20 protein-coding genes are annotated in these 21,296 nt (G+C 72.0%); 8 read left to right on the top strand and 12 right to left on the bottom strand.

The genetic code is table 11. From position 1 onward, the window contains the following. Positions 1–55: 55 nt before the first annotated feature. A complete protein-coding gene (locus tag JOD66_RS26890) occupies positions 56–679 on the top strand; it encodes a winged helix-turn-helix transcriptional regulator (RefSeq protein WP_204839833.1) in 624 nt (207 codons plus the stop codon). A gap of 25 nt (positions 680–704) precedes the next feature. On the opposite strand, the gene JOD66_RS26885 is transcribed toward JOD66_RS26890, so the two are convergent. Next, a complete protein-coding gene (locus JOD66_RS26885) occupies positions 705–1,280 on the bottom strand; it encodes a TetR/AcrR family transcriptional regulator (RefSeq protein ID WP_204839832.1) in 576 nt (191 codons plus the stop codon). 105 nt (positions 1,281–1,385) lie between these two features. Between JOD66_RS26885 and JOD66_RS26880 the strand changes: the two genes are divergently transcribed. Further along, a complete protein-coding gene (locus JOD66_RS26880; protein ID WP_204839831.1) occupies positions 1,386–2,303 on the top strand; it encodes an alpha/beta hydrolase in 918 nt (305 codons plus the stop codon). Positions 2,304–2,307: 4 nt separating this feature from the next. On the opposite strand, the gene JOD66_RS26875 is transcribed toward JOD66_RS26880, so the two are convergent. After that, the gene (locus JOD66_RS26875; RefSeq protein ID WP_204839830.1) at positions 2,308–3,117 is read right to left on the bottom strand and encodes a MerR family transcriptional regulator; all 810 of its coding nucleotides are present in this window, start codon (positions 3,115–3,117) and stop codon (positions 2,308–2,310) included. Positions 3,118–3,196: 79 nt separating this feature from the next. Here JOD66_RS26875 and JOD66_RS26870 point away from each other — a divergent pair, with 79 nt between their 5' ends. Next, a complete protein-coding gene (locus JOD66_RS26870; protein ID WP_204839829.1) occupies positions 3,197–3,544 on the top strand; it encodes a nuclear transport factor 2 family protein in 348 nt (115 codons plus the stop codon). Positions 3,545–3,970: 426 nt separating this feature from the next. Here JOD66_RS26870 and JOD66_RS26865 read toward each other — a convergent pair whose 3' ends face one another. Both JOD66_RS26865 and JOD66_RS26860 read right to left on the bottom strand, forming a co-directional pair. Next, entirely contained in the window at positions 3,971–4,267 is a 297-nt protein-coding gene (locus tag JOD66_RS26865; RefSeq protein WP_204839828.1) for a hypothetical protein, read from the bottom strand. Positions 4,268–4,336: 69 nt separating this feature from the next. Then, positions 4,337–4,585 carry a hypothetical protein gene (locus JOD66_RS26860; protein ID WP_204839827.1) on the bottom strand — a complete coding sequence of 83 codons (249 nt, stop codon included), beginning with the start codon at positions 4,583–4,585 and terminating at the stop codon, positions 4,337–4,339. Positions 4,586–5,810: 1,225 nt separating this feature from the next. Here JOD66_RS26860 and JOD66_RS26855 point away from each other — a divergent pair. Continuing rightward, positions 5,811–6,269 (top strand): hypothetical protein, encoded by a 459-nt coding sequence (locus JOD66_RS26855; protein ID WP_204839826.1) that lies wholly within the window; start codon positions 5,811–5,813, stop codon positions 6,267–6,269. Between the two features lie 121 nt (positions 6,270–6,390). Here the strand turns inward: JOD66_RS26855 and JOD66_RS26850 are convergent, their stop codons facing one another. The 3 genes from JOD66_RS26850 to JOD66_RS26840 are packed head-to-tail and all read right to left on the bottom strand — an operon-like array spanning position 6,391 to position 8,503. Further along, positions 6,391–6,960, bottom strand: a complete 570-nt coding sequence (locus tag JOD66_RS26850) for a mycothiol transferase (RefSeq protein WP_204839825.1) — start codon at positions 6,958–6,960, stop codon at positions 6,391–6,393. Continuing rightward, a complete protein-coding gene (locus JOD66_RS26845) occupies positions 6,957–7,592 on the bottom strand; it encodes an HD domain-containing protein (protein WP_204839824.1) in 636 nt (211 codons plus the stop codon). Before JOD66_RS26845 ends, JOD66_RS26850 begins: the two co-directional genes overlap by 4 nt. Before the next feature lie 50 nt (positions 7,593–7,642). After that, a complete protein-coding gene (locus JOD66_RS26840) occupies positions 7,643–8,503 on the bottom strand; it encodes an LLM class F420-dependent oxidoreductase (protein ID WP_204839823.1) in 861 nt (286 codons plus the stop codon). A 63-nt stretch (positions 8,504–8,566) separates the two neighbouring features. On the opposite strand from JOD66_RS26840, the gene JOD66_RS26835 reads away from it, so the two are divergent. After that, complete coding sequence (locus JOD66_RS26835) at positions 8,567–9,316, top strand: peptidylprolyl isomerase (RefSeq protein ID WP_204839822.1); 750 nt, start codon at positions 8,567–8,569, stop codon at positions 9,314–9,316. On the opposite strand, the gene JOD66_RS26830 is transcribed toward JOD66_RS26835, so the two are convergent. Further along, complete coding sequence (locus JOD66_RS26830; protein WP_204839821.1) at positions 9,303–10,184, bottom strand: oxidoreductase; 882 nt, start codon at positions 10,182–10,184, stop codon at positions 9,303–9,305. The genes JOD66_RS26835 and JOD66_RS26830 overlap by 14 nt on opposite strands. A 55-nt stretch (positions 10,185–10,239) precedes the next feature. Between JOD66_RS26830 and pepN the strand changes: the two genes are divergently transcribed. Continuing rightward, complete coding sequence (gene pepN / locus JOD66_RS26825) at positions 10,240–12,669, top strand: aminopeptidase N (RefSeq protein ID WP_204839820.1); 2,430 nt, start codon at positions 10,240–10,242, stop codon at positions 12,667–12,669. A 5-nt stretch (positions 12,670–12,674) separates the two neighbouring features. After that, positions 12,675–13,487, top strand: a complete 813-nt coding sequence (locus JOD66_RS26820; protein WP_204839819.1) for a formate dehydrogenase accessory sulfurtransferase FdhD — start codon at positions 12,675–12,677, stop codon at positions 13,485–13,487. Here JOD66_RS26820 and JOD66_RS26815 read toward each other — a convergent pair. Continuing rightward, on the bottom strand, positions 13,478–14,167 hold the full coding sequence (locus JOD66_RS26815; RefSeq protein WP_204839818.1) for an alpha/beta fold hydrolase: 690 nt from the start codon (positions 14,165–14,167) through the stop codon (positions 13,478–13,480). The genes JOD66_RS26820 and JOD66_RS26815 overlap by 10 nt on opposite strands. A gap of 120 nt (positions 14,168–14,287) precedes the next feature. Here JOD66_RS26815 and JOD66_RS26810 point away from each other — a divergent pair, with 120 nt between their 5' ends. Further along, on the top strand, positions 14,288–15,682 hold the full coding sequence (locus JOD66_RS26810) for a DNA recombination protein RmuC (RefSeq protein ID WP_204839817.1): 1,395 nt from the start codon (positions 14,288–14,290) through the stop codon (positions 15,680–15,682). Between the two features lie 612 nt (positions 15,683–16,294). On the opposite strand, the gene JOD66_RS26805 is transcribed toward JOD66_RS26810, so the two are convergent. From JOD66_RS26805 to gcvP, 3 genes are read right to left on the bottom strand one after another with little or no spacing between them, the layout of a single operon-like run. Beyond that, a complete protein-coding gene (locus JOD66_RS26805; protein ID WP_307823739.1) occupies positions 16,295–17,137 on the bottom strand; it encodes an acyl-CoA thioesterase domain-containing protein in 843 nt (280 codons plus the stop codon). A 22-nt stretch (positions 17,138–17,159) separates the two neighbouring features. Then, complete coding sequence (locus JOD66_RS26800; protein WP_204839815.1) at positions 17,160–18,467, bottom strand: serine hydrolase domain-containing protein; 1,308 nt, start codon at positions 18,465–18,467, stop codon at positions 17,160–17,162. Beyond that, positions 18,464–21,286 (bottom strand): aminomethyl-transferring glycine dehydrogenase, encoded by a 2,823-nt coding sequence (gcvP, locus tag JOD66_RS26795; RefSeq protein ID WP_204839814.1) that lies wholly within the window; start codon positions 21,284–21,286, stop codon positions 18,464–18,466. Before gcvP ends, JOD66_RS26800 begins: the two co-directional genes overlap by 4 nt. Positions 21,287–21,296: the final 10 nt, after the last annotated feature.

Here is a 21,296-nt window from a genome sequence, read left to right as displayed (position 1 = left end):
TCGGTCAGATATTCTTGAGATTCTCAATCGCGCTTTAGAAAGTCAAGCAAAATCCATGAGCCGAAGCTATGGCCACTACTGCGGCCTCGCCCGCGCCCTGGACGTCGTCGGCGACCGCTGGAACCTGCTCGTCGTCCGGCAGCTCCTGATGGGCCCGGCCCGCTATCGCGAGCTGCTCGACGGGCTCCCGGGCGTGGCCACCAACCTGCTCTCGGACCGGCTCCGCGATCTCGAGGCGGCCGGCGTCGTCGAACGCCGGCCCGCCGAGACGGGCAGTGCCGTCGTCTACGCCCTGACGCCCTGGGGGGGCGAGCTGCGTGGCCCGATCCAGGGGCTCATCCGCTGGTCGACCCCGCTCATGGTGAGCGGCCCGGGCGACGACCCGTTCCATCCCGAGTGGCTGGCGGTCGCGCTTCCGGCGCTGCTCGACGTCGTACGGCCACCGGGGGAGTCCCCGACGGTCGGCCTGGCGGTCGACGACCAGGTGTTCCAGGTGCGCGCGACCGAGTCGGGCCTCGAGGTGGCCCGGCATGACGGGCGCCCGCTCGACGCCGTGCTGCGAGCCGACCCGATGGTCGTCCTCGGCCTGGCCGCGGGCGTGCTGGGTCTCGACGACGTCCGCGAGTCGGTCGCGCTGGAGGGCGACGAAGGGGCGGTGCGGGCCATCTTCGCCCGCTGAGGCTCCGCCAGCTGCTCGGACGTGGCTACGGCTCGGTCGAGTCGTCGCGCGGCGCACGACCCCTCGCGCCGAGGTGTGCCACCAGGTCGATCACCTCGCGGCGACTCGCCGCCTCGTCCGGGTGCAGCAGGAGCCCTTCGATCACGAACACGCCGATCCGCGTCGAGGCGCGCAGTGCATCCTCGGGTATGCCGGTGCGGCGGAAGCCATCGGCCAGCATCCGCTCGGCGAGCTCGTGGAAGCCGGTGTGCCAGGCGTCGACGACAGGGGAGATGGCGGTGCGCGCGTGGACCACGGTGACCAGGCGGGCGTATTGCTCGAGGCGCTCGACCGCCCAGAGCAGCTGATCCTCCCAGGGTTCAGCGGTGCGCTGCCCGGCGTCGGCGAGTGCCTCGGCCAGCACATGGTCGAGGACGGCGACCAGGAGGGCGTCCTTGTCCTTGAAGTACCAGTAGATCGTGTTCGCCGCGACGCCGGCCGCCGCGGCGATGGCCGTCATCGGCGTCTCGTCGTAGCCCGCCCGGGTAAAGAGCTCCGTGGCCGCCGTGACGATCTCGCCACGCTTCTCCTCGCGCTCGCGAGGCCGGCGGTTCCGAGGCATGCGTCACCTTATCTTGACCGACATTCAAGAGCCGCCCTACGGTCTCTTGAACGTCGATCAAGAAACGTCGTCCGCAGCCCGCAGCCCGCAGCCCGGAGGTGCATCGTGACCAGCACGCCAGCCCCGTTCACCTGGTCCGAGGAGACCTTCCTCTCCGACGGCGTCGCCTGCGCAGCGCGGGTCTACCGGCCCAGGTCCGTCCCGGAGGCGGGCGCGCCGGCGGTGGTGATGGGCCACGGGTTCGGCGCGGTCCGGGCCCTGCGGCTCTATGCCTACGCCGAGCAGTTCGCCGCGGCCGGCTACCTGGCGGTCGTCTTCGACTACCGCGGCTTCGGCGAGAGCGACGGGACCCCGCGCCAGCTCCTCGACATCGGGATGCAGCACCAGGACTGGCGCGCCGCGCTCGCCTTCGCGCGCGGACTGCCGGAGGCGGACAGCCGGCGCATCGTGGCGTGGGGGACGTCCTTCGGCGGCGGCCATGTCATCAGCCTCGCCGGCCAGGGGGAGTCGTTGGCGGCGATCATCGCGCAGGTGCCCCACGTCAGCGGGCCCGCCGCGGTCCGGGCGACCGGCGTACGCGCGAGCCTGCGGGTCCTCCCGCTCGGCCTCCGCGACCAGCTGCGCGCACTCCGAGGACGAGCGCCCGTCTACCTGGAGTGCGCCGCCGCACCCGGTCAGGCCGGGGCGATGACCACTCCCGATGCCCTGCCCGGCATGGACCGGCTCATGGCCGAGTCGGGCATCACCCGCGACAGCTACCCGACGCACGTCGCGGCGCGGATCGCGCTCAAGATCGGTCTGTACTCACCGAAGCGCAGGGCCGCCGCCGTCACCTGCCCCGCACTGGTCCAGATCGCCGACAGCGACACGGTCACTCCCCGCAGGGTCGCCGAGGCGACGGCGGCCCGGATGGCGCACGCCACGGTGAAGGTCTACTCCTGCGGCCACTTCGATCCGTACGTCGAGCCACTCTTCGGCCAGGTCGTCGCCGACCAGATCGCCTTCCTGCGGGAGCACGTGTGAGGGGTCACGCCAGGTCGGTGGTCACCCGGAAGACCGGCCATCCGATCTCGGTGCGCCACGCGGTGCTGTCATCGGTGTCCCGGGGGCCGACCAGGTAGCGCTCCCGAACCGGCCCGGCGACGGTCAACGCGTTGTCGACGACCCAGGAGCCGAGCTGACCGTAGGTCACGTCGACGCCGTCGTGCTCGCCCTCGTGCGTAGTCACGGCGAGCTCGACGGCGGGCAGCCGGACCGGGCGGACCCGTCCACGCGTGGGCGGCTCCGGGGCGGGTCGATAGAGCAGCAGCCGTCCGCGTCCGCTCTCGAAGAGCTCGTTGTCGTAGAGGCCGCCGGCCGGTCCCGCGTCGGCCGCCGGCCCGAGAGCGGCGTCCAGCTCGGCCATCGCCCCGGCGAACCACGCATCGACGTCGCCGGCGCTCACCTCGTCCTCGACCGCGGCAACCGTGACCGCGGGCTCCGCGCGCAGCTCGACCCGCAGCGGCGCCGGCTCCGGCGCCAGCAGCCTGCGCAACGAGCTGACCGCCACGCGGGTGCGCACCAACTCGGACTCCAGACGCTCGAGGTGCTCGGCGGCCAGTGCCGCCCGCTCGCCGGGATCGGTGGAGCGCAGGATGCGCCGGACGTCGGCGAGGGGGACGTTCAGCTCGCGCAGCCTCTGGATCACCTGCGCCGTCGGGATCTGGTCACCCGAGTAGTAGCGGTAGCCGCTGGACGCGTCGACCAGCTCCGGCTCGAGCAGTCCTGCCTCGTGATAGCGGCGCAGGGTACGGATGCTGAGGTGGGTCAGCCGCGAGAACTCACCGATCGCCAACATGGATGCAGTGTGGACTCTCTCCCTGGGGGAGACTCCAATCCTTGACTCTCGCCGCGCCCGAGTCGCGACGCTCGACCACATGGACACCCACACCCACATCGAGCAGCTGCCCGCCACGATCCGCGCCTACCTCGACGCCCAGGAGGCCCGCGACGCCGACGCCGCCCTGTCCCTGCTGACGCCCACGGCCTTGATCTCCGACGTCGGAGAGTCGTTCAGCGGCGAGGAGTCGCTCCGGCGCTTCGTCACCGAGGCCGGGGCCGAGTTCAACTACACGACCCGGCTCACCGGCGTACGTCGCGACGGGGAGACCTGGGTGGTCGGCCACCACCTCGAGGGCGACTTTCCGGGCGGGACCGCGGACCTGGACTACCGGTTCCTGCTCGACGGCGAACGGATCGAGCGACTCGACATCGTCGTGGGCTGAGCATGCGCTGTGCTGGTTATGTCAGGTGGAGCCGAGTGGGCCGATTCGCCGAGGAATCAGGACGACCTACCGAAGGCGGCCTCTGGGGAGGAAGCGAGCCACGGCGTCCTCGTAGGGGAGACCAAGTCGAGTGAACCTTCGAATCGCAGAACCTCTGCGACGACGATCGTGGTCGCCAAGACAGGACGGCGCTTCTGCGACAACGACTGTTGTCGTCGGCCGGTCCGACGTCGACCGGGTTTGGCACTGCGCGTCCCAGCCACAGGCGCATCCACTGCGACCGGGCCCAGATCAGTCCGTGGGGAAAGCGCCGATAAGTGACATTATGTCATTCCGTAGTCTGCGTATGGGACACGGATCGCACTCCCTACCGGGGAGCCGGACCTCCGCTTGGCGATCAGCCAGTTGCGCCGATGCTCTCTGCCATCACGGCTTTCGCTCCAGTCCGACCGCCGCGACGCCAGCTTCCGTCAGGTACAGGCACAAGCCGCCACTCGCCGGCCTCGTCCACACCTCGTCGTCGGCAACGGATGGGATCGCTGCGTCACCCAGGAGTTCGCCATCTTGGTTGAGTACGTACGTGCCGACCAGGCCGTCAGCGGCCAGGCGACCAAATACCTCCCGGGCGTCCTCAAGCGTCAAAGGTGGGAAGTCCCGTTCCCGGCCGTACTGTGTGATCACGTAGCTCTCGGGCAACAAATCGCAAACGTAGCCCTCCTCCATGGCGTTGATGAGGGCTTTCGCTCGGCCAGCGGGCGTTCGCGCCCGTGCTGGACGTCTTCACCGCGCACCTCATCCACCGTTGCCGCCAAACCACCGCCGTCGTATTGAGCGAGGGGCCGGGGTCAGGTGCGCCAGCCCGAACTCAAGAGCAAGAGCCTTCGTCTCCCCTCCGTCGAAGTCGATCCAGACGCTTGGCACGTCCTTGTAGGTCCCAACCCTGCCGACCGTCCCGTCACCGAAGGTCGAGTGCCGAACCCGAACGCCCGCGGCGAGCCACTCGGGCACCTTCACGTTGAGGTCAGGCTGCCATTCCTGCATGCGACCAAGCATGGCATCGCTCAACATCGGGCGCTCTGGGCTCCAGGCCAATCAGTCGAGATGCCGACGCCACCACCACCGGCCACCAGTCGCCGCGAGCGGGTCGGACGTAGTGGCTTGCATGAACCGATCATCCATCGGAGCGACCAACCGGCGAAGGCGCTCTCCTCTGCGGCCACCGCGAACGATCAGTGCCTCAAGTTGGTCCCGGGCCTCGCGCCCCTCGTCGCCGTCACATTGCGGACAGCCAGTGAGGTGAGAGGCAACGCCAGCCTCGGCCCGCTTCACGAGGTGCTCCCATGAGCTGAGATACGACTGCGCCCATTCGCCGTTCGCAGTCCTGGACGTGCGGGGCCGCAACGGCATTCCGCGAGATTCAGATCGAGTCATCTGTAGCGCCGTGACGTGGCGCGTTCCGGTGAGGTTTCGCCTCAGCGTACGCGATCGACGACCCGACGGCTGTGCCCTGAGTGTGTGACCGAGCCTGCGGCCTCGCAGCACGTCAGATCGGCTCAACAGGTGCGAAGTTGATACGCAGCGCGTCCAGTCGTGAAGGTCGAGCGACCCCTCTCGCGACAGAGTGGCGCTCTCCCCGGCGTCACCTGACTCCCCCGATGCCTGACCGGGGTTGTCGCAGTCCGTGTCCTATCGACACCGCAGACGGCATGGTCGTGGTCCGGAGCCAGCGGCGGCTGGATTGTCAGCAGCCTCGTGATGGCGGTTCCACCACCAACGCAGTCCGAAAGAAGGTCTGCCACGAGATCGGCCACACTGCCGGCATGGCCCACTATGGGAACGGCGATCCGTACTACACGTCCCCCGACCCGCCATCACCTGCATGATCTCGGGCTACCAGGCGGGCGGCGAAGCGTGGACACGCACCTACGGCGCCCATCACCTCGCCCACGTACGGAGCTGGTGGTGAGAGAGCCATGACGATGACTGCGAACGCACGTCGGACCACGTGCAGGCCCGACGACCCAGTGGGCTTCTCGTCGCGCTGCTGGCTGCGGCACTGCTCGCCGGGTGCGCCACGGACGACGCGACCAACGACTCCGGTAGGTCCTCGCCGTCGGGTCGAGCCTCCCACGTCGACCTCTCGGTCCTCACCGCCGCCGGCACGGTCGACGCCGAGATGTTCCGATCACCTCGGGCCCTCCTGACGGTTCCTGGCATCGAGGTCGCCGTCGCCGGGACTATCGACGGGGTAGAGGAAGGCCCGACGGTGCTCGAGTCCGAGTCGGGACTCGGGTACCCGGACATCCGGGAGCGGTTCGCTCTCGTGCGGGTGAAGGTCGTCCACACCTTTCGTCGACCGCCGAGCACCCGTGATGACGAGTACGTCTATGTCGCGCTCAGCCGAGGCATCGAAGAAGTCGACGAGAATGGCCAGTCCACCCGCGAAGCGGGCGCCCCGACGACCATCACCGATCTCGCGGCCTTCGCCAAGGCGCTGCCCACCACGACGCGGGTAGTCGTGATGGGCGAACGCTGGGCCGTCCACCCCGGACCCCAGGTCGCGGTCGAACCAGCACCCGGCATCGCTCAGGACGCGATGGTGGTGAGGGGCACCCTTCCTCGAGCGATCTCGTTCGAGACCGAGCCCGGGGGCGAGATGAGCAGCTGGAAGGGCTACGACTTCAAGAACCTGACCGCAGAAGCCGAGGCCGCAACGAAGGGCTGAGGGCACTCACCCGCACTCACCGCGCATTGTGGAGCCGGCCGGTCCGAGCCAGGCCCCCTCGCGACCGCGGACGACGGCCGCGCAGCAGGAGGCGTAGCGGATCCGCACCTTGCTCATCAGCTCACTGCCCCACCCGTCCGTCGACGCACTCCCGGAGCAGGTCCGCGTGACCACAGTGCCGCGCGTACTCCTCGATCCGATGCACCATCAGGTCCCGTACGACGACCTGCGAGCGTCCGAGCGCCGCGGACGGGTCCGCGCCGGTGTCGAGGAAGGCTGTCAGGATGGCGTCGGTGGCCTCCTGCTCGCGGGCGAGGTCGGCCCAGGCCGCGTCGACGACGGCGGCCTCCCCCACGGCGCCGTCGAAGTCGCCGTCGGGCTCGCCGTAGAGGCCGGGCAGCTCGGGGCCGGTGGTGATCCAGTTGCGCCAGTCGCGCTCGACCTCGGCGAGATGGCGGACCAGGCCGAGGAGCGACATCGTCGACGGGGGTACGGAGCGCCGGGCGAGCTGCCCGGGGTCGAGGCCGTCGCACTTGAGGCGCAGGGTGAGCCGGTAGTCGTGGAGGTACTCCTCGAGGGTGGCGCGCTCCCCTGCGGCCGGGGGTCCCTCGCGCTCGCGGGGGTCCTCGGCGGCGTCGAGCCACATGTCGGGGTGGACGGTGGCGGCGGTCCAGCGCTCGGGGGTGGTCATGGCCGGATCCAGCCGCGGCGCAGTCCTTCGTCGACGAGGAGCGAGGTGACGGCGCCGAGCGTGGTCGAGGCGGCGACGACCCCGGCCTCGCGGGCGCGGACGGTGGCCTCGGAGGCGCCGGGCATCCCCCAGGTGCCGCCGCCGTTGAGCCAGTTGAGCAGCATCGGCTCGAGCCGGTCCATCGCCTTGCCGAAGCGCGCCTCCGGCGTGACGCCGGCCTCGAACTCGTCCCAGAGCGCCCGCATCGACGCGGCCTGGTCCGGTGGCAGCAGCCCGAACAGCCGCTCGGCGGCGGCGATCTCGCGCTCCTGCTGGTCGTCGGCCGCACCCGGGACGAACACCGGGCTGTCGCCCGCGTAGATCTCGACCAGGTCGTGGACGACGACGAGCCGGATCGTGTGACCGACGTCGATCGGCTCCTCGGCGTACTCCGCGAGCAGGACGACCATCAGGGCGAGATGCCAGGAGTGCTCGGCGTCGTTCTCGCGGCGGTCCGCGGCCGCCAGCGGCGAGGCGCGCAGGATCGTCTTCAGCTTGTCGGCCTCGGCGAGGAAGCGCAGCTGTGCCGCCAGACGATCGGGTACGCCGGCCGGGAGCGGCTGGCGGTCGATCAGGAGTGCGTCGTCGTCCATGTCCTCACCCTGTCACGGTCACCGGGGGCCGCACCTCCCGGCCGCCGAGGTCAGACCCGGGGCAGCGCCTGCTCCACCAGGGCCGCGGCCCAGCCCTCCGGATCGTCGGTCGGCGGCATCACCGCCGCGAGCGAGACGCCGAGGCCGGCGTACTCCTCCATCTCACGGGCGAACCGGTCGGGTTCGGCGACCGGATCGCCGAACCACAAGATGGTCTTGCGGATCTCGTCGTAGTCCCGGTCGACGTCGTCGCAGTGGCGGCGGAGCACGTCGAGCTTGGCGGCCACCCCGGCCGGGCCCTCCCCCGTGAACAGATTGCAGGCGTCGGCGTACTCCGCGACCAGCCGCAGCGTGCGGCGCTCCCCCGACCCGCCGACGAGGACCGGCACCCGGCCGTGGACCGGTCGGGGGACGCAGATCGTCTCCGCCAGCCGGTAGTGCTCGCCCTCGAAGGGACCGTCGTCGTCGCTCCACATCTGCGCGCAGATCCGCAGCGTCTCCTCCAGCCGGTCGAACCGCTCCCCCACGGGTGGGTACGGCACGCCCAGCCCGGCATGCTCCCGCTCGTACCAGGCGGCGCCGATCCCGAGCCACGCGCGGCCCCCGGACAGGACGTCCAGCGTCGTCACGATCTTGGCCAGGAGGCCGGGGTGCCGGTACGTCACGCCGGTGACCATCAGGCCCAGGCGGATCCGCTCGGTGCGGCCCGCGAGGTAGCCGAGCGTGGTGTAGCCCTCCAGCATCGGCTCGCCCGGCCCGCCGGACATCTCCATCTGGAAGTAGTGGTCCATCACGGTGAACAGGGAGATGCCGCCCTCGTCGGCGATCCGGACGGTGCCGGCGAGTCGGTCGGCCAGCCGGCGGTCCCACTCGGGGTGGCTGAAGCTCGCGTAGTGGATGCCCAGGTCCATGCCGTCAACGTACGCCCTGGACGCACCCCGGTGTGCTCAGGTCGGCTGCGTACGATGCGCCCCATGCGCTCTCGCCTGCTCGCCGGAGTTCCGGCCCTGCTGCTGCTCGCCTCCCTCTCCGCCTGCGGCGACGACACCGCCAGCGACCCGGAGAAGGCCGACTCGCCGTCCACCCCGACCGCGGCCGAGACCACCACCGCCGGCACGCCGGACGCCGCCGGGCAGTGCGACTGGGTCGAGGAGGGCGACCCCGCCCGTCCGGTCGACCTCCCGCCCACCACGCCGGAGTACACCAGCGACGTCAAGGCCGTGTTCACCACGTCGATCGGCGAGCTCACCGTCACCCTCGACGCCGCGAAGGCGCCGTGCACCGTCGAGTCGTTCGTCTCGCTGGTCAAGCAGGGCTACTACGACAACACCTCGTGCCACCGCCAGGGCAACGACCCGGGCTTCGAGTTCCTGCAGTGCGGCGATCCGTTCTTCGACCCGAAGGCGACCGACGCCGACCCCAAGACCGGAACGGGCGGCCCCGGCTACACCATCCCCGACGAGGTCGACGGCACCGAGACCTACCCGGCCGGCACCCTCGCCATGGCCAACACCGGCCAGCCGCACAGCGGCGGCGGCCAGTTCTTCATCGTGTTCGGCGACTCGCAGTTCCCGCCGAACTACACGGTCTGGGGTCACCTCGACGCCGCCTCGATCGCCACGCTGAAGAAGGCGACCGCCAGCGGCAACGACGGCTACTGGGCGCAGAGCGGCGGTGGCCGCCCGAACACGCCGGTCACCTTCGAGAGCATCAAGATCGGCTGAGCGCCACCGAGCGCTCCCACAGCGCCTGCGCCAGCGCGGTGTCGTCGGCCTTCCGCGACATCCGCGCCGGCGCGGGCCAGCCCCACAGCTCGGTGCGCCCGTGGGGGCCGATGTAGGTCCCGCCCGGCACGTCCATCGTCGCCGCGTAGACCGTGCACAGCGCCCCGCGCCAGGCCGGCATCCCGACGAGCTTCTGCCCGTAGTAGCCGATCGCGGTGATCACGGGATGGCCCGAGCCGCCGGTGATCTTGGTCGCCGAGGCGCCCGGGTGGGCGGCGACAGCGCGCAGCGGCGAGCCCTCCGCTCGAAGCCGGCGGTCCAGCTCGCGCATGAAGAGCAGGTCGGCCAGCTTGGAGTCGCCGTACGCCTGGAAGGGACGGTAGGGCCGCCGCTCCCAGCCGAGGTCGTCGAGGTCGATCGCGCCGGAGCGGTGCTCGCGGGAGCTGACCACGACCACGCGGTCGGTGAGCAGCGGCAGCAGCAGGCGGGTCAGCAGGAAGTGCCCGAGATAGTTGGTGGCGAAGTGCAGCTCGACGCCCTCCGGCGTGACCGAGTGCGGTACGCCGAGCACGCCGGCGTTGTTGACCAGCACGTCGACCGGCCGCCCGTCGGCCTCCAGCTCCTTAGCGAAGGCCCGGACCGACTCCAGTGAGCTCACGTCGACCTGGCGCACCTCGACCCGCCCCTTGTCGTATCCCGGCACGGTCCGCGCGGCCGCCTCGGCCTTCTCGGCGCTGCGGCACGCCATCACGATCTCGGCACCGCGTGAGCCGAGGATCCGCGCGGTCTCGAGGCCGAGGCCGCCGTTGGAGCCGGTGATGACGAACCGCCGGCCCGGCTGGGGCGGCACCTGGGTCCACGGACGCATGGCCCGAACCCTCCCACATCGGACGGCCTGCCGGGACGGGTTCTAGGCTGGCCGGATGAGCCTGACCCGCGCCGAAGCCGAGCACCGCGCGAGCGTGCTCTCCGTGACGTCGTACGACGTCGAGCTGGACCTGTCGTCGAGCGAGGAGACCTTCCGGTCGCTGACCACGATCCGGTTCCGCAGCGAGCGCGCGCAGACCTTCGTCGACGTCAAGCCGCGGGCCCTGCACGCCGTTCGGCTCGACGGACGGCCGCTCGACGTCGAGGGGCTCGGGGACGCCCGGCTCGGCCTCGACCTCGCCGCCGGCGAGCACGAGCTCGTGGTCGAGGCCACCATGGGCTTCCGCAACGACGGGGAGGGCCTGCACCGGTCCGTCGACCCGGTCGACGGGAATGCCTACGTCTACGGGATGTCCTTCATGGACGCCGCCCCCTCGGTGTTCGCCTGCTTCGACCAGCCGGACCTCAAGGCGCCCTACTCCCTGCGGGTCACCGCGCCCGCGGACTGGCTGGTCGTCGGCAACGCCCCGGCCGTCGAGGTGGGCGGCGACGGTGCGGCGAAGCAGTGGGCGCTGGGGCCGACGCAGCCGTTGGCGACGTACTTCGTCACCGTCGTCGCCGGGCCCTACCACCTGATCCGCGACGAGCACGACGGCATCCCGCTCGGCCTGAGCTCGCGCCAGAGCCTCGCCGCGACCCTGGACCGCGAGGCCGAGGAGCTGCTGACCCTGACCCGGCAGTCCTTCGACGAGCTGCACCGGCTCTTCGGCATCCGCTACCCCTTCGGCGACTACCACCAGGCGTTCGTGCCGGAGTTCAACGCCGGGGCCATGGAGAACCCCGGCTGCATCACGCTGCGCGACCCGCTGCTGTTCGAGGGCGCGAGCACCCGGGCCGACCGCAGCTTCCGGGCCAACATCATCGCCCACGAGATGGCGCACCAGTGGTTCGGCAACATCGTGACACCGCAGTGGTGGGACGACCTGTGGCTCAACGAGTCCTTCGCCGAGTACATGGGACTGCGCGTCATCACCGACGCCACGGAGTACGCCGACGGACCGCTCCACGACTCCTACGCCCGGCGTACGTGGGGCATCACCGCCGACCAGCGCCCCACGACGCACCCGGTCGCCGGCAACGCCGCGCCCGACGCGCTGTCGGCGCTCCAGAACTTCGACGGCATCTCCTATGCCCGCGGCTCCAACGTGCTGCGCCAGCTCGCCCGCCGACTCGGCGACGAGGCGTTCCTCGGCGGCGTGCGGGAGCACTTCGAGCTGCACCGGTTCGGCAACGCGACCATGCACGACCTGTTCGCGAGCTGGGAGCGGGCCGCCGGCGGTGCCAGCCTCGACGGCTTCGTCAAGGACTGGCTGCTCACCCCGGGTGCCGACCGGCTCGACCTGGACCGCTCGGCCGGGGTGGTCCGTCGTACGTCGCCGGCGGCGTACCCGGCCGACCGTCGCCACGACCTGGTCGTGGCCATCCACGGACCCGACGGCTGGACCCAGCGTCCCTTCGTCGTCGACGGGCCGGCCACGCCGCTCGACGCCGGCGACGCGCCGGTGCTGCTCGACGCCGTCGAGTCCACCTGGGCGGTCTGCCCGCCCGACGCCGTGACGATGGCGGCGCTGCCCGCCCTCGCGCCCGCGATGGTCGACCCGCAGCTGCGTGCGACCATGTGGAACAGCGTCCGACTGGGGATGTTCGAGGGCGCGATCACCCCCGCCCAGGTGGCCGAGCTGCTCGCCACCGCGCCGCCCGTCGAGGACACGTCCGACGGCGCGCGCAACCTGCTGCCCTGGGTGCTCGAGACGGTGCTGCCGCTCGCTCCGGCCGGGACGACGCAGCGCTACCACGCCGCCGTGCGCCGAGCCGCCGGCGCCGCGGCCCCCGGCTCCGAGCTGCAGCTCTCGGCCTTCCGCGCGACGGTGCTGTCGGCCGAGGACGCGGGCGAGCTGGAGCGCTGGGCCGCGGGCGAGGACCTGCCCGAGGGGATCGTCGCCGACAGCGACCTGCGCTGGAAGGCGCGGCGCCGGCTGGCCGAGATCGGTGCCACCGACCGGGCGGCGCTCGACGCCGCGCTGGCCGCGGAGCGCAGCGGCGCGGCGACGGTCCACCACGCGCGAGCGGTCTCCTCGCTGCCGACCGCCGAGGCCAAGGAGTTCGCCTGGGCCCGGGCCACCGGCGAGGTCTCGGTGCCCAACTACGAGGTCAAGGCCGCCGGCCACGGACTGTGGCAGGCAGGTCAGCTCGACATCACGGCTCCGTTCGCCACCGCCTACTTCGAGCAGCTCGCCACGATCATCGGCGCCCACCAGGGCTGGGTGCAGGGCGACGTCGTCGAGGCGTACTTCCCGATCACGCACCTCGACGACGCCACCGAGGGAGCGGCCGTCGCCGCACTGGAGCAGGACCTCCCGGGCGCCGTACGCCGCCGGCTGACCGACCGGCTCGACGAGCTGCGCCGCCGGCGGGCCGTGAGGTGACCGGTGTGAAGGCGCGACGCCCCGGACCGACGACCCGGCTGCGGGTCGAGGAGCACCGCGGCGACGACGTACGACGCCACGAGGACCGGCTGCTCACCGAGGAGCCGCTGGAGATCCGGCTGGCCTGGCCGGGGGCGCCCGCGCGCCGGGTGTGGACGACGCTGCGCACGCCCGGCAGCGACTTCGAGCTCGCGGCCGGATGGGTCTACCACGAGGGACTCGGCCGACCCGCGGGCGTCGCCTACTGCACCGACGTCGAGCTGCGGCCCGAGCAGGAGTTCAACGTCGTCACGCTCACCCTCGACTCCGTTCCGGACCGGGTGCCGAGCCAGCTCGACGCGCTCAGCGCCGGGTCCGCCGCCTGTGGTGTCTGCGGCACCGACGAGGTCGACGAGGTGCTCGCCCGCCGGCCGTCGCTGCCGTGGTCGGGCCCCCTCCCCTCCCCCGAGCTGGTCCGCCGGCTGCCCGACCTGATGCGGCCGCACCAGCAGCTCTTCGAGCGCACGGGCAGCGCGCACGCGGCGGGGCTGTTCACCGTCGACGGCGTCCTGGTCGCCGTACGCGAGGACGTGGGCCGGCACAACGCCGTCGACAAGGTGGTCGGCGCGCGGATCCTCGCCGGCGAGCCGTCGGCGGAGGCGGTGCTGGTCGTCAGCGGCCGGGCCGGGTTCGAGCTGGTCCAGAAGGCGATCGCCAGCGGCATCGGTGCCCTCGTCGCCGTCGGCGCCCCCACCGGGCTCTCCGTCCGCCTCGCCGAGGCCGGCGGGCTCGCGCTCTACGGCTGGACCAAGGGCGAGCGAACCGTCCGCTACGCCTGAGCTCCGCCTCGGCCCGCTGCCTCGGCGATCAGCTCGGCCAGCTCGGCGGGGCGGACCAGGAACGGCGAGTGGCCCGTCGCGAGGCGGCGCACCGTCCCCGCCGACGCGGACATGGCCTCCTGAGCGACGGGCGGGATCGCCGCGTCGACCTCGCCGACGACGTACGTCGACGGATGCTCCGTCCAGCCGGCCCCGGTCAGCCGGCCCTGGAACGAGGCGAGGGACTGCGGCGAGAGGCGCGCGACCGCGGCGTTCCGGGTCGGCTCGTCGACGTCCTCGAAGAAGACCGCGACCGGGTCGGTGACGCCGACCGTGCCGGCGTTCTCGTCGACGATCCACCAGGGCGGCGCGGTGCCGCCGACGGCGTCGAGGAGCGAGAGGCCCGCGGGCAGCAGGAACGCGGTGACGTAGACGAGGTGGTCGACCGTCGCCGCTCCGGCGGACGCCTCGGAGATCGCCATGCCACCGTACGAGTGACCGACGAGCACGACCTGGTCACCGACCGCTGCGACGGCCGCGCGGACCGCTTCCGCATCGTCGGCGAGGGTGCCTCCCGAGCCGGAGCTCGGCAGGTCGACGGTGTGGACGGTGAGCCCGTGCTGCTCGAGGTGCGGGATCACGGGCTCCCAGCACCAGGCTCCGTGCCAGGCACCGTGGACGAGGACGACATGATCGGTCATGCCCCGACGCTAGGAGGGACGTGACCTGAGCCACAAGATTGGCCTTTCGCTCAGCGGAAGGAGCGGCGCGGCGGCGTGCCCCTCCCCCTTTCCGTCGGACCCTCCTGTTTGACTGACTCCATGGCCATCCTCCTCGCTCTCCTCCTCGGTCTCCTGCTCGGCTCGGGAGTCGGCTGGATGGTGCGCCAGGCCACTCTCCCGGCCGCTCCGGGCGAGGCTCCGGAGGTGGTCGCGGCGCGTCACGAGACCGCCCTCGCCGAGCTGCGCCACGAGATCGAGCGAGTCCGGCTCCAGGGCGAGTCGGCCACCGCCGAGGCCCGCGCCGAGGAGGCCGCCGCCCGCGCCGCGGTCCAGGCCGAGCTGACCGGCGCCCTGGCCACCGTCGACGAGCTCCGCGACGCCGTCGACGACGCCCGCGCCCGCTACCGCACCCTCGTCGAGCAGCAGCGCCAGGCCCAGCAGGAGCGCGAGCGCGGCGAGGCCGGCCAGACCCAGGTCCTCAAGACGCTCACCCCGGTGGTCGAGCACCTCCGCTCGATGCAGCTCAAGGTCGACGAGCTCGAGAAGGCCCGGGTGCGCCAGCACACCGAGCTCGCCACCCAGATCAAGCACACCCAGCGCTCGGTCGAGGACTCGCGCAAGGCCGCCGACACCCTCGCCTCGGTGCTCAAGAACAACGCCGTCCGCGGCGCCTGGGGTGAGACCCAGCTGCGCACCCTCGTCGAGACCGCCGGCCTGCTCAACCGGGTCGACTTCGAGCTGCAGCACTCCGTCGAGGCCGACTCGGGCGCTCGTCGCCCCGACATGGTGATCAACCTGCCCGGCGGCAAGCAGATGGCCATCGACGCCAAGGTCCCCTACAACGCGTTCATGGACGCCCAGCGCGAGGGCCTCGACCCCGAGGTGCGCCAGCGCCTCCTCGAGGACCACGCCCGCAAGGTCCGCGGCCACGTCGACACCCTCGCCCAGAAGGGCTACTGGACCGGCCTCGCGATCAGCCCCGAGTTCACCGTCGCCTTCATCCCCAACGAGCAGCTGCTCAACGCCGCCCTCGAGGTCGACCCCTCGCTGATGGAGCACGCCTTCAAGCAGGGCATCGTCCTGGCCACCCCCACCAACCTGTGGGGCATGCTCAAGACCGTCGCCTTCACCTGGAAGCAGGAGGCGCTCACCGAGGACGCCCAGGTCCTCTTCGAGCTCGGCCAGGTCCTCTACCGCCGCATCCTCAAGCTCTCCGAGCACGTCGACAAGCTCGGCCGCTCGATCCAGCGCAGCGTCAAGGACTTCAACACCTTCACCGGCTCCCTCGAGCGCTCCGTCCTCCCCGCCGCCCGCAAGCTCAACGCCGCCGACCCCATCGCCACCATCCCCGCCCCGAGCGAGATCGAGGAGACACCCAAGGCGCTGACCTCCAGCGAGTTCGCCGCCCTCGCCGATCTCGACCGCGACGAGCTCACCTTCGACTTCGACCTCGCCGTCGACGCCGAGGTCGTGGACGACGCTCAGGCGGGGTGACCCGGCCGGACTGCCTGGTCCGCAGCCGGGGCGAGCTCGAGGTCTACGGCCAGTGGCGCCGTGACGTCCCGGGAGCGGTTTCAGGTGGACCGGTGCGGGTGGGATTGGGCAGAAACCGCTAGTTCTGAGGCCGAGATGTTGCGGTTTGGGACCAAACCGCAACGCTCAGCGCGGCGCCGAGCCGGGCTCCGACGTACAGCTCCACGGTTGTCCGGTCCGCCGCTCGTCGGAGTGCAGGTGTCGGTCGCCGGGCCGCCGACAGCCTCCAACGCCGACGGAATTGGGCAACAACCGCAGCCAACCGGCCCGAATTCGTGCGGTTTGGGTCCAAACCGCAATGCGGTCACGGCCCAGCCGGGTGGGTGCACCGGTCCGGTCGTCGAGCACTCGACCGCCGGCACGACCGGACTGGTCGCCGGACTCGCTGGCCGGACTCGGCAGCCCGGCTCGGTGGCCGCAGCGGAGCGACCACTCGCAGCTCGCGCCGCCCGCCCGGCCGGCGGCGCGACGACCATCCAGGTCACCGATAGCGCGCCGGGTTTGGGCAGAAACCGCACGTGAACGGCCCGAAATGTTGCGGTTTGGGACCAAACCGCAACAGCTGACCGCCCCTCAGACCGCGCCCAGCGGCTCCACCCCACCCGACAGGTCGACCGTACGCCGGGCATTGGCCAGCGAGGTCACGCTGGCACTCCCGAGCACACCAGACGCATCGAACACCTCGGCGGTGCCGACCGCGATGCCGTCGGCGGCGACGTGGTGGGTGGCGCGGAGCCCGAGCCGGGTGCTGTCGGGGAGCCGGCACAGGGCGAGGTCGATGTCGGTGTTGATGTGCTCGACGCCGCGGGTGCCCCAGTTGGTGACCATGCTGGTGGCGTCGGCGATGGAGGCGACGGCCTGGAACGGGGTGCACTCCTCGCCGGCGACGATGGGGACGGCGGTCTGCCAGGTCTGGTGGCGGCCGGCGTTCTGGTGGTCGCCGAAGTCGTCGGACCAGGGGGCGGCGCTGGCGAACCAGGGGACGTGGTGCTCCCCGGGCTCGGGGAGCCGGTCGGCGGGTGGCGGGGTGGGGCGGTCGCCCGGAGGGGTCCAGACGTCGCCGGCGACGTCCGCGGAGGGGGCGAGGAAGGTGGTGCCGGCGCGGGCGACGACCTCGCCGTCCTGCTCGACGACGGCGTCGAGGAGGACGAGGCGGGGTCCTTCGCGGACGATGCGGGCCGAGGCGGTGGTGGTGCTCATCCGGGCGGGACGGAACAGGTCGACGTGGTAGCGGGCGGGGACCAGTCCGGTCCGGCCGGCGGCGGCCAGCGTCTGCTCGAGGGCGCGGGCGAGGAGGCCACTGACCGCGACGCCGTGCATCTGGTCCTCGCGCCACAGGCTCTGGGCGAGCGGCAGGGGGTCGAGGCCGGCGGTGGACTGCTGGAACCAGGCGAACTGGAACGTGTTCTCGTTCACGGGAGCATCATGCCCCCTCCGGTCACGCGGCCGGAGCAGGACCCCCCGGGATGGGGGCATCGGGGTCGTACGGCGTGCGGGTCCAGATGAAGGTCGCGCACTCCAGATGACCAACCGTGCCGTCCGCACGCCGGGCCACCCGCAGCGTCTCGCCGCGGTGGTAGCCGTCGATGCCGAGGAAGCCGTCGCCGGTCGGCGTGAAGCGTTCCTCGAGCTCACCGGAGCGCAGGTCGCGCACCAGTAGCTCGCCGCCGGTCCACTCCAGGCCGAGGCCGGTGTTCCCCCAGAACCAGACCCCGAGCAGGTCCGCGACGACCGCCGGCACCGGCCGCGGCGAGGGCCGCCACGGCGCCACCGCCCCCGACGCAGGACCGGGCGAGGCGGCCAGGAACAGCTCCGGCACCCGCTCCGCGCCGAGTCCGGTGGTGGCGTCGGCCAGTGCGACCACGGCATCGCGGGTGGTGCGGTCGACGAACAGCGAGGCGACGAAGCCGGGCATCGAGCCGGTGTGGCCGACGAGGGTGCGACCACCGGTGGAGAGCAGCCGCAGCCCGAGACCGTACGCCGACGCCGCACCGACGGGGGTGGCCATCTCGTCGAGGGTCGAGGCGGAGAGCACCCCGGGGTGTCCGGTGGCGAGGAAGTCGGCCCAGCGCAGCAGGTCGCCGACGGTGCTCCACAGCTGCCCGGCGGGAGCCATCGCACCGGTGTCGGTGTGCGGTTCGGCCCAGAGCGTGTGGGCGAAGTGGTCGACGCTGCGGCCGGGTGCGTGGTCGGCCGGCGGGTCGTAGGCCGTCGCGGTCATGCCGAGAGGCTCGAGCAGCCGGGACCGGACCACCGACCACCAGGACTCGCCACGCAGCCGCGCTACGGCCTCGCCGAGGAGCGCGAAGCCGAGGTTGGAGTAGTGGTAGTAGTCCCCCGCCGCGGCCACCCGCCCGCTGCCGTCGTTGGCGGCGAGCAGCTCCGCGACGGAGCCACCGTCGACGCGCTCCCACCAGGGACCGGCGGGCTCGCTCTGCAGTCCCGCGGTGTGGGCGAGCAGGTCGCGCACGGTCGCCGAGGCGTAGCCACCCGCCGGCACGAACCGCCCGATCGGGTCGTCGAGGGACAGCAGGCCCTCGTCGCGCAGCTGGAGCACCAGCACCGCGGTGAGGGTCTTGGTGATCGACCCGATCCGGTACGACGACGCGCTGGTCACCTCCCGGTCGGGCAGCACGCTCACGCAGCCCTGCCAGACCGGCGTGCCGCCGCGGGCAACCGCGGCCGAGACGGACGGGAGCCGGCCCGCGGCCTGCAGTGCGGCCAGCGCGTCGTCGTAGGAGGTCACTCGGCGTAGGCCTCCGTCGGCGGGCAGGCGCAGACCAGGTTGCGGTCGCCGTAGGCCTGGTCGATCCGGGCCACCGGCGGCCAGTACTTGTCGGGCGAGATGCCGGCCGGGAAGACGGCGACCTCCCGGGAGTACGCGCGGTCCCACTCGCCGACCAGCGCCCGGGCGGTGTGGGGGGCGTGGTGCAGCGGGGAGGCATCGACGTCCCACTCCCCGGCGGCGACCCGGTCGATCTCGCCCTTGATCGCGATCATCGCGTCGCAGAACCGGTCCAGCTCGGCCAGGTCCTCGGACTCGGTCGGCTCCACCATGAGCGTGCCGGCGACGGGGAAGGACATGGTCGGGGCGTGGAAGCCGTAGTCGATCAGCCGCTTGGCGACGTCGTCGACGCTCACGCCGGTCTCGGCGGTGATCGGGCGCAGGTCGAGGATGCACTCGTGGGCGACCAGCCCGGAATCCCCGCGGTAGAGCACCGGGAAGTGCTCACCGAGGCGTGCGGCGACGTAGTTGGCCGAGAGCACCGCGACGGCGGTGGCGCGGGTCAGGCCCTCGCCGCCCATCATCCGGATGTAGGCCCACGAGATCGGCAGGATGCCGGCGGAGCCGAAGGGCGCCGCGCTGATCGCGCCGGTGCCCTCGCGGCGGGTGGCGTCGGGGTGCAGCGGGTGGGTGGGCAGGTACGGCGCCAGGTGGGCGCGCACCGCGACCGGACCCACGCCGGGACCGCCGCCACCGTGGGGGATGCAGAAGGTCTTGTGCAGGTTGAGGTGGGACACGTCGCCGCCGAACCTGCCCGGCGCGGCGTAGCCGAGCAGGGCGTTGAAGTTCGCGCCGTCGATGTAGACCTGGCCGCCGTGCTCGTGGACCAGGTCGCAGAGCTCGGTGATGGTCTCCTCGTAGACACCGTGGGTGGAGGGGTAGGTGACCATGATCGCGGCGAGCGTGTCGGTGTACTGCTCGCACTTGGCGCGCAGGTCGACCAGGTCGACGGTGCCGTCGTCGTTGGCCTTGACCACGACCACCTTCATGCCGGCCATCACCGCGGAGGCCGGGTTGGTGCCGTGGGCCGAGGACGGGATCAGGCAGACGTCGCGCTGTCCCTGGCCGTTGGCGCGGTGGTAGTTGCGGATCGCGAGCATGCCGGCGTACTCGCCCTGCGCGCCGGCGTTGGGCTGGATCGAGACCCGGTCGTAGCCGGTGACCTCGGCCAGCCAGCCCTCGAGCTGGTCGATCAGCCGGCGGTAGCCGTCGGCGTCGGCGGCGGGCACGAAGGGGTGCAGGTGGGCGAAGCCGGCGAGCGAGATCGGCTCCATCTCGGTGGTCGCGTTCAGCTTCATGGTGCACGAGCCGAGCGGGATCATGCCGCGATCGAGGGCGTAGTCGCGGTTGGAGAGGCGCGCCAGGTAGCGCAGCATCGAGGTCTCGTTGTGGTGGGTGTTGAACACCGGGTGGGTGAGGAACTCGGTGGTGCGCTCGAGGTCCTCGGGCAGTCCGGCGTCGCCCTCGGCCGACACCTCGGTGACGCCGAAGGCACCGAGGACGGCGCTCAGGGTCGTCTCCCCCGCGGTCTCGCCGAAGGCGACGCCGACGGTGTCGGCGTCGACCAGGCGCAGGTGGATCTCGGCCTCGCGGGCGGCCGCGACGACCGCCTCGGCCCGGCCGGGCACCCGGACGGTGAGGGTGTCGAAGAAGCTCTCGTTGACGACCTCGACCCCCGCGGCCACGAGGGACGCCGCGGCGCGGCGGGCCAAGCCGTGGATGTCGCCGGCGATGGCGCGCAGCCCGTCGGGACCGTGGTAGACGGCGTACATCCCCGCGGTGACCGCGAGCAGCACCTGCGCGGTGCAGATGTTGGAGGTCGCCTTGTCGCGGCGGATGTGCTGCTCGCGGGTCTGCAGGGCGAGGCGGTAGGCCAGGTGGCCCTCGGCGTCGACCGACACGCCGACCAGGCGGCCCGGCAGCTGCCGCTCGAGTCCCTCGCGCACGGCCATGAAGCCGGCGTGCGGGCCGCCGTAGAACAGCGGCACGCCGAAGCGCTGGGCCGAGCCGACGACGACGTCGGCGCCGAGCGCGCCCGGCGCCTCGAGTAGGGTCAGCGCGAGCAGGTCGGCGGCGACGACGGCCAGGCCACCCTGCTCGTGGACGGCGTCGATGATCGGCTCGAGGTCGGGGACCCGGCCGGAGGCGCCCGGGTACTGCACCAGCACGCCGGACACCGGTCCCTCGGGCAGGCCGGCGCCGAGGTCGGCGACCACGATCTCGATGCCGAGCCCCTCGCAGCGGGTGGCGACCACGTCGATGGTCTGCGGCAGTGCGTCGGCGTCGACCACGAACGGCCCGGTGGCCTTGCGGTTGGCGCGGTGGGCCAGGGCCACGGCCTCGGCCGCGGCGGTGCCCTCGTCGAGCAGCGACGAGCCGGCCGTGTGCAGGCCGGCCAGGTCGGAGACCATGGTCTGGAAGTTGATCAGCGCCTCGAGCCGGCCCTGCGAGATCTCCGGCTGGTAGGGCGTGTAGGCGGTGTACCAGCTCGGGTCCTCGAGCACGTTGCGCCGGATCACGGCGGGCGTCACCGTGGCGTGGTAGCCCAGCCCGATCATCGACTCGCCGGGGACGTTGGCGCCCGCGAGCGCACGCAGCTCCGCGGCGGCCGTCTCCTCGTCGACGCCGGCCGGCAGCCCGAGCGGCTCGGAGGAGCGGATGGACTTCGGTACGGCGGCGTCCATCAGGGCGTCGAGAGATGCGTGACCGAGACGGTCGAGCATGGTCTCGACCTGGGCGTCGTCGGGTCCGATGTGACGAGTGACGAAGGGGGCGCTCATGAGCAGGCGT

This window comes from Nocardioides nitrophenolicus (genome assembly GCF_016907515.1).
Taxonomy (GTDB): domain Bacteria; phylum Actinomycetota; class Actinomycetes; order Propionibacteriales; family Nocardioidaceae; genus Nocardioides; species Nocardioides nitrophenolicus.
This window is presented reverse-complemented; position numbering and strand designations above follow the sequence as displayed.